The organism is Pseudomonas sp. PDM22, assembly GCF_014851965.1.
GTDB lineage: Bacteria > Pseudomonadota > Gammaproteobacteria > Pseudomonadales > Pseudomonadaceae > Pseudomonas.
Genome location: NZ_JACVAR010000001.1, coordinates 615,086 through 628,532, shown reverse-complemented (window position 1 = coordinate 628,532; position 13,447 = coordinate 615,086). Strand labels below are relative to the sequence as shown.

The following is a 13,447-nucleotide window of genomic DNA, read 5'->3' as shown; positions in this document are numbered from 1 at the left end:
GCTGCGTCTGACAAAAATGAAGGGCGAAGTACGTCAGCAGGACGCCCTGCCCCAATGAAAAAGGCCGGCAATCGCCGGCCTTGTGCTTACTCTGGTGTCGGTGGCGTGAGCTTCTGCATCTGCCCCTGCTGCAACGTCCACTCCACCACCTGCGCGGAAAGTTGGTCGGCCGCCTTGCCGAAGGCGCTGACCACTTCGGGTACCTGCTTGCCGTCCACCGGCTGGCGGACTTCGAAGGTGCGCGAGGCGACGATGCGCTGGCCGAGGGTGCGCACCAGGCGCGCGTCGTAGCGGATGTGGATCACCGGCTGGCCGTTCTGGTACTCGCTCTGGAAGGCGCGCAGCTCGCCGGTCAGGTCGAGGTCGGCCTGCAGGCTGGCTTCGTCGCTGCTCAGGGCGCGCACGCTGCCGTTGGCGGTGAAGGCGTCGAGCAGGCGGTCACGCAGCAGGCCCGGTGCGCGGTTGCTCCAGCGCGCGCCCTGGTAGCTGCTCAGCTGGTTGCCCTGCGGGACTACGGCGATGCGGTTGCTGTCCAGCGCCAGGCTGGCGTTGGGGGCGCTGACGCGCAGCGACCAGTTGACCGCCGCATTGCTGCGCGCGGGTTGCTGGGTGGCGGGCAGCAGGTAGAAGTCCGGGCTCTCCGCTTCCGGGAGAATCGAGCAGGCGCCCAGCAGGCTGACCAGGGCGGCGACACCGAGCAGGCGGGGAAGGGCGGTCATGGCTGGAACTCCTTGTTGCGCTCGCGGCCGAGCAGGTAGCCGGTGGGATTCTCCTGCAGGCGGCGGGTGACGCCGCGCAGGTCTTCCAGGGTGGAGCGCAGTTCGCGGATCGCCGGGCCGATCTCGCCCAGGCCATTGAGGCCGCCATTCACCGAGTCGTAGTTGCTGCCCAGCAGTTGTTCCACGCGTTCGCTGCTGGTGCGCAGGGAGGCGAGGGTCTTCTGGGTGTCGTCGAGGATGTCCTGGCCCTTGCCGCCCAGAGTCTGGTTGGCCCGTTCGAGCAGCTGGCTGGCGTTGGCCAGGGTGATGCGCGCCTGCTCGCTGGCGGCGGCCAGTTCCTTGAAGGTCTGGCGGATGTCGTCGCGCTGCTCGGCGACCACGCCGGTGGCCTGGTCGATGTGGTCCAGGGTACGGCTGATGCGGTCGACGTTCTCCTGGGAGAACATGCGGTTCACGTTGTTGATCAGGTTGTTGATGTTGGTGGCGATGTCTTCGCCGTTGGCCAGCAGCTTGGCGAAGGGCGAGGGGATGGTCTTGATCACCGGCACCTCGCCGTCCTTGCTGGCCAGCGGTGGGCTGTCCTGGGCGGCGCTGGAGAGCTGGATGATGGCCTGGCCGGTGACGCCGGTGAGGGCCAGCTTGGCGCGCGTGTCTTCGCGGATCGGCGTGCTGTCGTAGACGCGGATGCGTGCGCGGACCTTGCGCGGGTCGTTCGGGTCCAGGCGCAGGGACACCACGTCACCCACGCGGATGCCGCTGTACTGCACGGTGCCGCCCTCGGACAGGCCGGTCACCGCCTCGTTGAAGATCACGTCGTAGATCTTGTACTTCTGGTCGTTGCTCGACTGCGCCAGCCACAGGGCGAAGAGCAGCGCGCCGATCGACACGACCAGGGTGAACAGGCCGATCAGCACGTGATGGGCACGGGTTTCCATTCAGCTTTCCTCCCGCAGGTGTTCGGTGGCCTGCAGCGCAGCACGGCCGCGCGGGCCGTGGAAGTAGTCCTGCACCCAGGCGTCGTCGGTCCGGGCGACCTGGTCCAGTGGCCCCACCACCAGCACGCGTTTCTGCGACAACACAGCGACGCGGTCGCAGATGGTGTAGAGGGTGTCCAGGTCGTGGGTGACCAGGAACACGGTGAGGCCGAAGGCGTCGCGCAGGGTCAGGATGAGTTGGTCGAAAGCCGCCGCGCCGATGGGGTCGAGGCCGGCGGTGGGTTCGTCGAGGAACAGGATGTCCGGGTCCAGCGCCAGGGCGCGGGCCAGGGCGGCGCGCTTGACCATGCCGCCGGAAAGCTCGGCCGGGTATTTGCCGCCGGCATCCGGCGGCAGGCCGGCGAGGGAAATCTTCACCTTGGCCATGAACTGCGCATCGGCGCGGGACAGCCCGGCATGCTCGATCAGCGGCAGGCAGATGTTCTCGCTCACGGTCAGCGAGGAGAACAGCGCGCCGTTCTGGAACAGCACGCCGAAGCGCCTTTCCAGCTTCGAGCGTTCCAGCGGCGGCAGCGCCGGCAGGTTCTGCCCGAAGACATGCACGCTGCCTTCGCTGGGCTGGCGCAGGCCGATGATGCTGCGCAGCAGCACCGATTTGCCGGTGCCCGAGCCGCCGACCACGCCGAGGATCTCGCCTTTCATCACGTCGAGGTCCAGGTGCTCGTGCACGGCATGGGTGCCGAAGCGGTTGGCGAGGTCGCGGACGACGATGATCGGTTCGCTCACCAGCCCATCTCCATGAAGAACAGCGCGAAGACCGCATCCAGCAGGATCACCACGAAGATCGACTGGACCACGCTGGAGGTGGTGTGCTCGCCCACCGACTGCGCGCTGCCGCTGACGCGGAAGCCTTCCAGGCAGCCGATCACGGCGATGATGAAGGCGAACACCGGGGCTTTGACGATGCCGACCAGGAAGTGCTGCACGGCGATGTCGTTCTGCAGCATGTAGAGGAACATGCGCGGCGAGATATCCAGGGCCAGGGCGCAGACCACGCCGCCGCCGAAGATGCCGGAGATCATCGCCAGGAAGGTCAGCATCGGCAGGGTCAGCAGCAGGGCCAGCACCCGCGGCAACACCAGCAGTTCCACAGGGTCCAGGCCCAGGGCCTGGATGGCGTCGATTTCCTGGTTGGCCTTCATCGAGCCGATCTGCGCGGTGAAGGCACTGGCGGTGCGGCCGGCGAGCAGGATCGCGGTGAGCAGCACGCCGAATTCGCGCAGGAAGGAGAAGCCCACCAGGTCGACGGTATAGATCTGTGCGCCGAATTTCTGCAGCACCGTGGCGCCAAGGAAGGCCACCACCGCGCCGACCATGAAGGTCAGCAGGGCGACGATGGGCACGGCGTCCAGCCCGGTTTCCTCCATGTGCGCGGCCAGCGAGGTGAGCCGCCAGCGTCGCGGGCGCAGCAGGTTGCGCAGCAGCGTCTGCAGGGTCAGGCCGATGAAGCCGAGCAGGCCGACCAGGTGCTCGCGGAAGGTCAGGGTGGCGATGCCGATGCGTTCCAGCACGTCGACCAGCGCGTTGCCGGGCTCTGGCGCCTTTTCGTCCAGGCGGCACTGGGTGATGGCGCTGCCGACGGCGCGCAGCAATGCCTGGCGCTCGGCGGGGAGGTTGCGGGCGATCTGTTCCAGCTGGCTCATGCGCGCGCCGCCGATGATCTCGGCGAGCAGTGCGGCGCCGGCGGTGTCCAGCGCGCCGAGGCCGGCGAAGTCCAGCGCGGCGGGGGACTCGGCGTGACGCTGGGCGGCTACCTGGGCTTCCAGCGCGGAGAAATGCGCGAGCGTCCAGTCGCCGCTGACATGCATCAGCGGTGGGCTGGCGGAGGTGTCGAGCTGAAGCTGGCCGGGCTGGGCGGTCATCGTCATGGTTCGCATTCTAGCGGAGTTACACAGTGCCATGATTGGACAGGTGTGTCGCATTGTAGAGCGGCCGCCTGCTGCTGGGACAAGCCCGGCGACATCCTGTTCAATTGACGCCCCAGGCCGCCAGCCACTAAGCTGCGCGCCTGCTTCAGGTGCTCTCGGCGCAAGCCGCGAGTGAAACAGGGAAGCCGGTGAAATCGATGCGCAATCGACCATTCCGGCGCTGCCCCCGCAACGGTAAGCGAGCTTCGAACCGCAGACAGCCACTGTGCCACGGCATGGGAAGGCGCGGTTCATCGACAGCCTCACGGCGTCACTCGCAAGCCCGGAGACCGGCCTGCTGCATCGCATGGCATCGCGGGAGGCGCTGCCGACGTCGGCGCTGCGCGCCGCGCGTTGCCGTCCTCCGCCTGCCCCGACTGGTCAGTGCCGCGCGGGTGAGAGCGGCGGAGAATCCTTCAGGTGAAATCCCTATTCCCCAGGTCGACAGCCTCTGTGCTGGGCGACCTCTGCCGCATGGCGCTTCTGCGCGCCTGTGGTTCATCCCTGCCTGTTCCATTCCTCGTTCGCTGCCACCCGGCCGGCAGCCTGACGCCTGCGCAATTCGTTTCAGGAGCAACCACCCATGACTGAATCCCCGGAAAAGGACGAGCGCCATCGCTCGCGCATGCAGCGCAAGAAGGCAGTGATCGACGAGAAGATCGCCCAGGCCCAGGGGGAGCGCGGCGTGTTCCTGGTCAACAGCGGCAACGGCAAGGGCAAGAGCAGCTCGGCCTTCGGCATGGTCGCCCGCGCACTGGGCCACGGCATGAAGGTGGGCGTGGTGCAGTTCATCAAGGGTGCCGCGACCACGGGCGAGGAGGCGTTCTTCCGCCGCTTCCCCGAGGAAGTCAGCTTCCATGTGATGGGCGAAGGCTTTACCTGGGAAACCCAGGACCGCCAGCGCGACATCGCCAAGGCGCAGTTCGCCTGGGACGTGGCGCGCCAGCTGCTGGCCGACCCCGAAGTCGGCCTGGTGGTGCTGGACGAGGTGAACATCGCCCTCAAGCACGGCTACCTGGAGCTGGACACCGTGCTGGCCGACATCGCCGCCCGTCCGCCCATGCAGCATGTGGTCGCCACCGGCCGTGGCGCGCAGCCGGCGATGCTCGAGGCCGCCGACACCGTGACCGAGATGGGCCTGGTGAAACACGCCTTCAAGGCCGGCATCAAGGCGCAGAAAGGGGTGGAGTTCTGATGCATCCCGTTGTGGCGGAGCGCGTCGTATGACCTCGCGCCAATGCCCCGCATTGCTGATCGCCGCCCCCGCTTCCGGGCAGGGCAAGACCACCGTGACCGCCGCCCTGGCACGCCTGCACACACGCCTCGGGCGCAAGGTGCGGGTGTTCAAGTGCGGCCCGGACTTCCTCGACCCGATGATCCTCGCCCGCGCCAGTGACGCGCCGGTCTACCAGCTGGACCTGTGGATGGTTGGCGAGGAAGAGAGCCGTCGGCTGCTGTGGGAGGCCGCCGGCGAGGCCGACCTGATCCTCATCGAAGGCGTGATGGGCCTGTTCGACGGCTCGCCGTCTGCGGCCGACCTGGCGCGGCGCTTCAATGTGCCGGTGATGGCGGTGATCAACGGCCAGTCCATGGCGCAGACCTTCGGCGCCATGGCCGTTGGCATGGCGACCTACCAGAGCGACCTGCCGTTCTCCGGGGTGCTTGCCAACCGTATCGGCAGCCAGCGTCACCGCGACCTGGTGCGCGACAGCCTGCCGGAGTGGATTCGCTGGTATGGCGCGCTGCCGCGCGATACTGAAGTGGAGCTGCCCAGCCGACACCTCGGCCTGGTGCAGGCCGACGAGCTGGCTGACCTCGACGCCCGCCTGGACGCCGCCGCCGATGCCCTGGCGGCCAGCGCCAGTACCGAGCTGCCGCTGCCGGTGAGCTTTGCCGCACCCGAGCCGCGCCGCGAATCTTCCCGCCTCGATGACGTGCGTATCGGCGTGGCGCGGGACAACGCCTTTGCCTTCCTCTACCAGGCCAACCTGGACCTGCTGCGTGAGCTGGGTGCCGAGCTGGTGTTCTTCTCGCCGCTGCGTGATGACGCGTTGCCGGAAGTGGACAGCCTCTACCTGCCCGGCGGCTACCCGGAACTGCACCTGCAGGCGCTGGCCGGGAACCGCGCCATGGCCCAGGCCATCCACGCGCACCACGAGATGGGCAAGCCGATCCTCGCCGAGTGCGGCGGCATGCTCTATCTGCTCGATGCGCTGACCGATGTGGCCGGTGAACGCGCCGCACTGCTCGGCCTGCTGCCGGGCGAAGCGCGCATGCAGAAGCGCCTCGCCGCGCTGGCGCTGCAAGCGGTGACGCTGCCCGAAGGCACCCTGCGCGGGCACACCTTCCACCATTCGTTGCTGGACAGCAGCGAGGAGCCGCTGGCCCGAGGTGTCTGCCCCAACGACAAGCCGGTGGCCGAAGCGGTGTTTCGCCGCGGCCGGCTCACCGCCTCCTACATCCATTTCTACCTGCCGTCCAATCCGGACGCCGCAGCCGACCTGCTGAGACCATGACCGAGCACGCCTACAGCCTTGAGGAGCGCGCCGCGCTCTATCGCGCCATTGCCGAGCGCCGCGACATGCGTCATTTCAGCGGCGGCGAGGTGGCGCCCGAACTGCTCGCGCGCCTGCTCGAAGCGGCGCACCAGGCACCCAGCGTCGGGCTGATGCAGCCGTGGCGATTTATCCGCGTCACCTCGCGGGAGCTGCGCCAGTCGATCCATGGCCTGGTGGAAGAGGAGCGAGTGCGCACCGCCGAGGCACTGGGCGAGCGTTCCGACGAGTTCATGCGTCTCAAGGTCGAGGGCGTGCTCGACTGCGCCGAAGTGCTGGTGGCCGCGCTGATGGATGGCCGCGAAGCGCACGTCTTTGGTCGCCGTACCTTGCCGAACATGGACCTGGCCTCGTTGTCCTGTGCCATCCAGAACCTCTGGCTGGCCTCGCGCGCCGAGGGCCTGGGCATGGGCTGGGTATCGCTGTTCGACCCCGCCGCGCTGGGTGAACTGCTCGGCCTGCCAGTGGGCGCCGAGGCGGTGGCGGTGATCTGCCTTGGCCCGGTCAGCGAGTTCTACCCGGCGCCGATGCTGGCCCTGGAAGGCTGGCGCCAACCGCGCGCGCTCAGCGAGCTGCTGTACGAGAACCACTGGGGAGAACAGCCATGAGCCCGGCCCTGCTGAGCGTCCTCGGCGTGGTGCTGGATGCCCTGTTCGGCGAACCGAGACGCTGGCACCCGCTGGTGGCCTTCGGACGTCTGGCGGATCGGCTGGAGCGGCGTTTCAATCGCTCCCGCGCCGACGCCGGCAAGGACACCCCCGGCCTCGGCTGGCGCAGCCACGGCGTCACCGCCTGGGTACTGGCGGTGATCCCGCTCACCCTGATCGCGCTATTGCTCAGCCTGCTGCCCTATGTCGGCTGGGTCGTGCAGGCGCTCGCGCTGTACGCCGCGCTGGGCCTGCGCAGCCTGGGCGAACACGCCGAGCCGGTAGCGCTGGCCTTGCGCGCCGGTGACCTGAACGAAGCGCGCCTACGCGTGGGCTACATGGTCAGCCGCGAAACCGCCGAACTGGACGACACCGCCGTGGCCCGCGCCGCCACCGAGTCGGTGCTGGAGAACGGCAGTGACGCGGTGTACGCCGCCTTGTTCTGGTTTGCCGTGGCCGGTGCACCAGGCGTGGTGCTCTATCGCCTGAGCAACACTCTCGATGCCATGTGGGGCTACCGCAATGCGCGCTTCGAGCGCTTTGGCTGGGCCGCGGCGAAGATCGACGATGTGCTCAACTACATCCCGGCACGCCTGGTGGCCTTCACCTACGCGCTGCTCGGTCATACCCGGCTTGCCCTGCGTTGCTGGCGCGCACAGGCGCCGCAGTGGGACAGCCCCAACGCCGGCCCGGTGATGGCGACCGGTGCGGGCGCCCTGGGGGTATCGCTCGGTGGTTCCGCCCGCTACCACGGCGAACTCCATGAACGCCCGCAGCTGGGCGAAGGCCCGGCGCCGACCGCCGCGGACATCTGGCGCGCGCTGGCCCTGGTACGTCAGGGCGTGCTGCTGTGGCTGGTGGTCATCTTCATCCTGGGAGTGCTCTGATGCTCGAACATGGCGGCCGGTTGCGCAAAGCGGCGCAGCAATACGGCATTCCGCTCTCCGAGTGGCTCGACCTGTCCACCGGTATTTCGCCCTGGCCCTGGGCGCTGCCCAGCGTGCCGACAGCCGCCTGGATGCGCCTGCCCGAAGACAGCGACGGCCTGGAAGCCGCTGCGCGCCGCTACTACGGCGCCGAGAAGCTGCTGCCGCTGCCCGGCAGCCAGGCGGCGATCCAGTTGCTGCCGCGCCTGCGCCGGCCGGGCAAGGTCGGCGTGATCTCACCCTGTTATGCCGAGCACGCCGAGTCCTGGCGCGCCGCCGGACACATCCTGCGCGAGGTCAGCGACCAGGAGGTCCCTCATCACCTGGAGCGCTTCGACGTGCTGGTGGTGGTCAACCCGAACAACCCTACCGGTCGGCGCATCGAGGCCGGCGTGCTGCTGGAGTGGCACGCGCGCCTGCAGGAACGCGGCGGTTGGCTGGTGGTGGACGAAGCCTTCATGGACTGCACGCCCGAGCACAGCCTGGCGCCCAGCTGTGCGAGCCGTCCGGGACTGATCGTGCTGCGTTCCTTCGGCAAGTTCTTCGGCCTCGCCGGGGCCCGGCTGGGCTTCGCCTTCGCCGAACCGCGCCTGCTGGATAGCCTGGCGAAACTGCTCGGCCCCTGGGCGGTGAGCGGCCCGACGCGGTGGATCGCGCAGGCCGTGCTGGGCGAGTTCCAGGAACAGATCCAGCGCCGCCGCGACCTGCATGAGGCGAGCCGGCATCTGGCCGGGCTGCTCGGCGAACATGGGTTCGCCCCGCAGGGCGGCACGGCGCTGTTCCAGTGGGTGGTCTCCATGCGCGCCCACGCGCTGCGCGATCACCTGGCGCGCCAGGGCATCCTCGTGCGCCTGTTCGAGACGCCCGGCAGCCTGCGCTTCGGCCTGCCGCCGGACGAGAAGGGCTGGGAGCGCCTGGAGCACGGTCTGCGCACCTTCAACCAGATGGAGAGCCTGCGTTGAGCACGCTGATGGTGCAGGGCACGACCTCGGATGCCGGCAAGAGCACGCTGGTGACGGCGCTGTGCCGCTGGCTGCGCCGACAGGGCGTGGCCGTGGTGCCGTTCAAGCCGCAGAACATGGCGCTGAACAGCGCGGTGACCGCCGACGGCGGCGAGATCGGCCGCGCCCAGGCGGTTCAGGCGCAGGCCTGCCACCTGGCGCCGCACACCGACATGAACCCGGTGCTGCTCAAGCCCAACAGCGACACCGGCGCCCAGGTGATCATCCACGGCCGCGCGGTGACCAGCATGAACGCCGTGGCCTACCACGACTACAAGCGCGTGGCGATGCAGGCGGTGCTCGAATCCCACCAGCGCCTCAGCGCGCAGTACGCGGTGGTGATGGTGGAGGGCGCGGGGTCGCCGGCGGAGATCAACCTGCGCGCCAACGACATCGCCAACATGGGCTTCGCCGAGGCGGTGGATTGCCCGGTGATCCTGATTGCCGACATCGATCGTGGCGGCGTGTTCGCCCATCTGGTTGGCACCCTGGAGCTTCTTTCCGAGAGCGAACGGGCACGGGTGAAGGGCTTCGTCATCAACCGTTTCCGCGGTGACATCGCGTTGTTGCAGAACGGCCTCGACTGGCTGGAAGAGCGTACCGGCGTGCCGGTGCTTGGCGTGCTGCCCTACCTGATGGACTTCCATCTGGAAGCCGAGGACGCCATCGATACCCGCCAGACCGCCAAGACCGGCGAGCGCCTGCGCGTGGTCGTGCCGGTGCTGCCGCGCATCAGCAATCACACCGACTTCGATCCGCTGCGCCTGCACCCGCAGGTCGAACTGAGCTTCGTCGGCCCCGGCCAGCCGATCCCGCCGGCGGACCTGATCATCCTGCCCGGCTCCAAGAGCGTGCGGCCGGACCTGGCCTTCCTCCGCGCCCAGGGTTGGGAAGAGGCAATCCGCCGTCACCTGCGCTACGGCGGCAAACTGCTGGGCATCTGCGGCGGCTTGCAGATGCTCGGCCGCACCCTGGCCGACCCGTACGGGCTGGAAGGTGAGGCGGGGGAGAGCGACGGCCTCGGCCTGCTGGATTTCCGCACCGTCCTCGAACCGGAGAAACAGCTGCGCAATGTCAGCGGCCAGCTGGCGCTGGAGGACGCGCCGGTGAGTGGTTACGAGATTCATGCCGGCGTCAGCGAAGGCCCGGCGCTGGCGAACCCGGCCGTGCGCCTGAGCGATGGCCGCAGTGACGGTGCGCTGAGCGCCGACGGGCAGGTGATGGGGACTTATCTGCACGGGCTGTTCGAGTCCAGCGCATCCAGCTCGGCGCTGCTGCGCTGGGCCGGGCTGCGCGAGGTGCAGCGCATCGATTACCACGCCCTGCGCGAACGCGACATCGAGCGCCTGGCCGATCAGGTCGAGGCGCATCTGGATACGGAAAAATTGAGTCGGCTGTGCGGACTGTAGGGCGGATGACCGTTCGCGGTTATCCGCGGTTTCTGCTTGCCAGGGTTTCGGCGGATAACGCCTGCGGCGTTATGCGCCCTACGGCGGAGGTGCGCGATCCGAACGCCACCATCGCACAGCGTAGGATGGGTGGAGCGGAGCGATACCCATCAAATCCCTGCTGCGATGCGATGGGTATCGCAGGCTCCACCCATCCTACAGGGACGTCGTCATTGCGGAGAGTCCATGCTTGAACTGATCCTCGGCGGCGCCCGTTCGGGCAAGAGCCGCCTGGCCGAGCGCCTGGCGGCGGAAAGCGGCCTGCCGGTCACCTACGTCGCCACGGCCCAGGCCGGCGACGGCGAGATGTCCACGCGCATTCTCCAGCACCGCGAGCGCCGCCCCGAACACTGGGGCCTGGTGGAAGAGCCGCTGGCCCTGGCCGACGCGCTGGAGCGCCTGGCGGCGCCGCAGCAGTGCGTGCTGGTGGACTGCCTGACCCTGTGGGTCACCAATCTGCTGATCCATGAAGACGGCTGGCGCCTGCGCGGCGAGATCGACGCGCTGCTGGAAACGCTGCCGCAACTGCCCGGACGCATCATTCTGGTCAGCAACGAAACCGGGCTGGGCGTGGTGCCGATGGGCGAGCTCAGCCGCCGATATGTCGACGAGGCCGGCTGGCTGCACCAGTCCCTGGCCGAGGTCAGCGAGCGCGTGGTGTTCACCGTCGCCGGCCTGCCCATGGTGTTGAAGGGGGAAGCGTTATGAGTCTGCAATGGTGGCTGCAAGGCACCCAGCCGATCGACCGCGTGGCGCAGGACAAGGCCGCCGCGCGCCAGGACCAGTTGACCAAGCCGCGCGGCGCGCTGGGCCGGCTAGAAGAGGAAACCATCCGCCTGGCCGGGCTGCAGGGCCGTGAGCGGCCGACTCTGGAACATATCTGGATCGCCCTGTTCGCCGGGGACCACGGTGTGGTCGCCGAAGGCGTGTCGGCCTATCCGCAGGCGGTGACCGTCGAGATGCTGCGCAACTTCGTGCGCGGCGGGGCGGCGATCAGCGTGCTGGCCCGCGACCTTGACGCGCGCCTGGAGGTGATCGACCTGGGTACTGCCACACCACTGGAGCCGCTTCCGGGTGTGCTGCATGTGATGGTCGGCGCCGGTACCGCGAACTTCACCCAGGAGCCGGCGATGAACGCGGCCCAGTGCCTGATCGCACTGGAAGCCGGCCGCGAATCCGTGCGCCGCGCGCAGCAGGCCGGTGCGGAGCTGTTCATCGGTGGCGAAATGGGCATCGGCAATACCAGCTCGGCGGCGGCTCTCGCCTGCGCCTTGCTGGACGAGCCGGCGCAGGCGCTGGTCGGCCCCGGTACCGGGCTGGATTCGCAGGGCGTCGCACGCAAGGTCGAGGTGATCGACCGCGCACTGGCGCTGCACCGCGCCCACTGCGACGAGCCCTTCGAGGCCCTGTGCCGTCTCGGCGGTTTCGAGATCGCTGCGCTGGTGGGCGCCTATCTCGCCTGCGCGCAGAAGGGTATTCCGGTGCTGGTGGACGGTTTCATCTGCACCACCGCCGCGCTGTGCGCCACGCACCTGAACCCCGGCTGCCGCGACTGGCTGTTGTTCGCCCACGCTGGTGCCGAGCCGGGACACAACCGCGTGCTGGCCGCGCTCGACGCGCAGCCACTGCTCGACCTCGGCCTGCGCCTGGGCGAGGGCAGCGGCGCGGCGCTGGCAGTGCCGCTGCTGCGTCAGGCATGTCGGTTGCACAGCGGCATGGCGACCTTCGCCGAGGCTGCGGTGTCGGATCGCCCTGCGTGACACTGCGCCTGGAATTGCTGCGTCACGGTGAGACCGAACTCGGCGGTGGCTTTCGCGGCCGCCTGGACGATGCGCTGACCGAAACCGGCTGGGCGCAGATGCGCGACGCGCTGGGCGATGAGTGCCGCTGGTCGGCACTGGTCAGCTCGCCTTTGCAGCGTTGCGCGGCTTTCGCCGAGGAGCTGGCGGCGCGCCATGGCTTGCCGCTGGGCTTCGAGCCGGGCCTGCAGGAGCTGGATTTCGGTCAGTGGGAAGGCATTTCGCCAGCTAAGCTGATGGAGAGCGATGCCGCGGCGCTGGAGCGGTTCTGGAACGATCCATACGCCTTCCCGCCACCCGGTGGCGAGGCCATGGGTGACTTCGAATCCCGCGTCTTCGCGGCGCTGCAGCGTCTCTACCAAGCCCACGCCGGATCGTCCGTGCTGGTCGTCACCCACGGCGGTGTGATGCGCCTGCTCGGCGCGCTGGCCAGCGGCCTGCCGGCCAGGCGCCTGTTGGAAGTGATGGTGGCCCACGGCGAATGCATGGCGCTGGACGTGACCCGCGACGGCGACGGCTGGCGCATCCACAAGGCAAGCAATTGATGAACGACCCGCACCGGAACCGCGAGCAAGAGGCACCCGAGCCCGCCGAGCAGAGCGGGGCGGACGCGCACGCCGCCCACCTCAGCGACTGGCTGCTGCCGCTGGTGGCATTGCAGTTCCTCACCCGCCTGCCGGTGCGGCTGGGGCATATGCCGACGCCCGAACAGTTTGGCCGTGCCACCCTGTATTACCCGCTGGTGGGTCTGCTGATCGGTGCCGTGCTGTTCGCCATGGGCGAGTTGCTTAGTGGCGTGCACCTGCTGTTGCAGGCGGCGCTGATCCTGCTGGTGTGGGTGGCTTTCACTGGCGCCCTGCACCTGGACGGCCTGGCCGATTCGGCCGACGCCTGGATCGGCGGCCTGGGTGATCGCGAACGTACCCTGGCGATCATGAAGGACCCGCGCTGCGGTCCGGCGGCGGTGGTCGCGCTGGTGTTGTTGCTGCTGCTGAAGTTCGCGGCGATCACCGCGATCCTTGGCAATCACCAGCACTGGGGTTTGCTGCTGGCGCCCTGGCTGGGGCGTTGTGCGCTGCCGCTGCTGTTCTTCACCACCGACTATGCGCGCAAGGGCGGGTTGGGCCAGGCGCTGGCCGATCATCTGCCGCGCGGCGCGATGCCGTGGATGCTGGCGGCCAACGCGGCGCTGATGGTGCTGGTGGGCCTCACCGGCCTGCTGGCGCTGGTGGTCGCGCTGGTGGTGTTCGTCTGGCTGCGCAGCCGCTTCATCGCCCGCCTGGGCGGTACCACCGGGGATACCGCCGGGGCGATGCTGGAGATGATCGAGTGCGCCGTGCTGGTGGCCTTGGCGCTCTGATCTCGCCTTGCCACGAGCCTGGCCTGGACATCCTTGTAGGATGGCGTGGAGCGCAGCGATACCCAACACTGCTCAGGCACCGACCGCATG

Annotated in this window: 14 protein-coding genes and 1 riboswitch; of the genes, 10 read left to right on the top strand and 4 right to left on the bottom strand. The window is 68.7% G+C overall.

What is annotated here, in order from left to right; genetic code table 11:
- Positions 1 to 86 precede the first annotated feature (86 nt).
- The 4 genes from IB255_RS03065 to IB255_RS03050 are packed head-to-tail and all read right to left on the bottom strand — an operon-like array spanning position 87 to position 3,582.
- Positions 87 to 719: an ABC-type transport auxiliary lipoprotein family protein gene (locus IB255_RS03065; RefSeq protein WP_081520118.1), complete on the bottom strand. Its 633-nt coding sequence runs from the start codon at positions 717 to 719 to the stop codon at positions 87 to 89.
- Positions 716 to 1,654: an MlaD family protein gene (locus IB255_RS03060; protein WP_081520119.1), complete on the bottom strand. Its 939-nt coding sequence runs from the start codon at positions 1,652 to 1,654 to the stop codon at positions 716 to 718. Before IB255_RS03060 ends, IB255_RS03065 begins: the two co-directional genes overlap by 4 nt.
- Positions 1,655 to 2,440 (bottom strand): ABC transporter ATP-binding protein, encoded by a 786-nt coding sequence (locus tag IB255_RS03055; RefSeq protein WP_151188005.1) that lies wholly within the window; start codon positions 2,438 to 2,440, stop codon positions 1,655 to 1,657.
- On the bottom strand, positions 2,437 to 3,582 hold the full coding sequence (locus IB255_RS03050; protein WP_081520121.1) for an ABC transporter permease: 1,146 nt from the start codon (positions 3,580 to 3,582) through the stop codon (positions 2,437 to 2,439). The genes IB255_RS03055 and IB255_RS03050 overlap by 4 nt, the downstream gene beginning before the upstream one ends.
- Before the next feature lie 130 nt (positions 3,583 to 3,712).
- Positions 3,713 to 3,935: riboswitch (cobalamin riboswitch) on the top strand.
- Positions 3,936 to 4,204: 269 nt separating this feature from the next.
- Here IB255_RS03050 and cobO point away from each other — a divergent pair.
- The 10 genes from cobO to IB255_RS03000 all read left to right on the top strand — a co-directional run bounded on the left by cobO (position 4,205) and on the right by IB255_RS03000 (position 13,357).
- A complete protein-coding gene (gene cobO / locus IB255_RS03045) occupies positions 4,205 to 4,816 on the top strand; it encodes a cob(I)yrinic acid a,c-diamide adenosyltransferase (RefSeq protein WP_081520122.1) in 612 nt (203 codons plus the stop codon).
- Positions 4,817 to 4,844: 28 nt separating this feature from the next.
- On the top strand, positions 4,845 to 6,137 hold the full coding sequence (locus IB255_RS03040; protein ID WP_081520123.1) for a cobyrinate a,c-diamide synthase: 1,293 nt from the start codon (positions 4,845 to 4,847) through the stop codon (positions 6,135 to 6,137).
- The gene (gene bluB / locus IB255_RS03035) at positions 6,134 to 6,784 is read left to right on the top strand and encodes a 5,6-dimethylbenzimidazole synthase (RefSeq protein ID WP_081520124.1); all 651 of its coding nucleotides are present in this window, start codon (positions 6,134 to 6,136) and stop codon (positions 6,782 to 6,784) included. The genes IB255_RS03040 and bluB overlap by 4 nt, the downstream gene beginning before the upstream one ends.
- On the top strand, positions 6,781 to 7,710 hold the full coding sequence (gene cbiB, locus IB255_RS03030; protein WP_081520125.1) for an adenosylcobinamide-phosphate synthase CbiB: 930 nt from the start codon (positions 6,781 to 6,783) through the stop codon (positions 7,708 to 7,710). The genes bluB and cbiB overlap by 4 nt, the downstream gene beginning before the upstream one ends.
- A complete protein-coding gene (gene cobD, locus IB255_RS03025; protein ID WP_081520126.1) occupies positions 7,710 to 8,711 on the top strand; it encodes a threonine-phosphate decarboxylase CobD in 1,002 nt (333 codons plus the stop codon). Before cbiB ends, cobD begins: the two co-directional genes overlap by 1 nt.
- A gap of 8 nt (positions 8,712 to 8,719) precedes the next feature.
- Complete coding sequence (locus IB255_RS03020; RefSeq protein WP_139791677.1) at positions 8,720 to 10,159, top strand: cobyric acid synthase; 1,440 nt, start codon at positions 8,720 to 8,722, stop codon at positions 10,157 to 10,159.
- 225 nt (positions 10,160 to 10,384) lie between these two features.
- Positions 10,385 to 10,906 (top strand): bifunctional adenosylcobinamide kinase/adenosylcobinamide-phosphate guanylyltransferase, encoded by a 522-nt coding sequence (gene cobU / locus IB255_RS03015; protein ID WP_081520128.1) that lies wholly within the window; start codon positions 10,385 to 10,387, stop codon positions 10,904 to 10,906.
- Complete coding sequence (gene cobT / locus IB255_RS03010; RefSeq protein ID WP_081520129.1) at positions 10,903 to 11,958, top strand: nicotinate-nucleotide--dimethylbenzimidazole phosphoribosyltransferase; 1,056 nt, start codon at positions 10,903 to 10,905, stop codon at positions 11,956 to 11,958. The genes cobU and cobT overlap by 4 nt, the downstream gene beginning before the upstream one ends.
- Positions 11,955 to 12,542, top strand: coding sequence for an alpha-ribazole phosphatase family protein (cobC, locus tag IB255_RS03005; RefSeq protein WP_081520130.1), 588 nt, complete (start codon positions 11,955 to 11,957; stop codon positions 12,540 to 12,542). The genes cobT and cobC overlap by 4 nt, the downstream gene beginning before the upstream one ends.
- 92 nt (positions 12,543 to 12,634) lie before the next feature.
- Positions 12,635 to 13,357, top strand: a complete 723-nt coding sequence (locus tag IB255_RS03000) for an adenosylcobinamide-GDP ribazoletransferase (RefSeq protein WP_081520347.1) — start codon at positions 12,635 to 12,637, stop codon at positions 13,355 to 13,357.
- Positions 13,358 to 13,447 lie beyond the last annotated feature (90 nt).

Coding starts and splice junctions, on each gene's coding strand:
- IB255_RS03060 (WP_081520119.1), bottom strand. CDS start 1,654: ATGGAAACCCGTGCCCATCACGTGCTGATCGGCCTGTTCACCCTGGTC.
- bluB (WP_081520124.1), top strand. CDS start 6,134: ATGACCGAGCACGCCTACAGCCTTGAGGAGCGCGCCGCGCTCTATCGC.
- IB255_RS03020 (WP_139791677.1), top strand. CDS start 8,720: ATGGTGCAGGGCACGACCTCGGATGCCGGCAAGAGCACGCTGGTGACG.
- cobD (WP_081520126.1), top strand. CDS start 7,710: ATGCTCGAACATGGCGGCCGGTTGCGCAAAGCGGCGCAGCAATACGGC.
- IB255_RS03065 (WP_081520118.1), bottom strand. CDS start 719: ATGACCGCCCTTCCCCGCCTGCTCGGTGTCGCCGCCCTGGTCAGCCTG.
- IB255_RS03040 (WP_081520123.1), top strand. CDS start 4,845: ATGACCTCGCGCCAATGCCCCGCATTGCTGATCGCCGCCCCCGCTTCC.
- cobU (WP_081520128.1), top strand. CDS start 10,385: ATGCTTGAACTGATCCTCGGCGGCGCCCGTTCGGGCAAGAGCCGCCTG.
- cobT (WP_081520129.1), top strand. CDS start 10,903: ATGAGTCTGCAATGGTGGCTGCAAGGCACCCAGCCGATCGACCGCGTG.
- cbiB (WP_081520125.1), top strand. CDS start 6,781: ATGAGCCCGGCCCTGCTGAGCGTCCTCGGCGTGGTGCTGGATGCCCTG.
- IB255_RS03050 (WP_081520121.1), bottom strand. CDS start 3,582: ATGACGATGACCGCCCAGCCCGGCCAGCTTCAGCTCGACACCTCCGCC.
- cobO (WP_081520122.1), top strand. CDS start 4,205: ATGACTGAATCCCCGGAAAAGGACGAGCGCCATCGCTCGCGCATGCAG.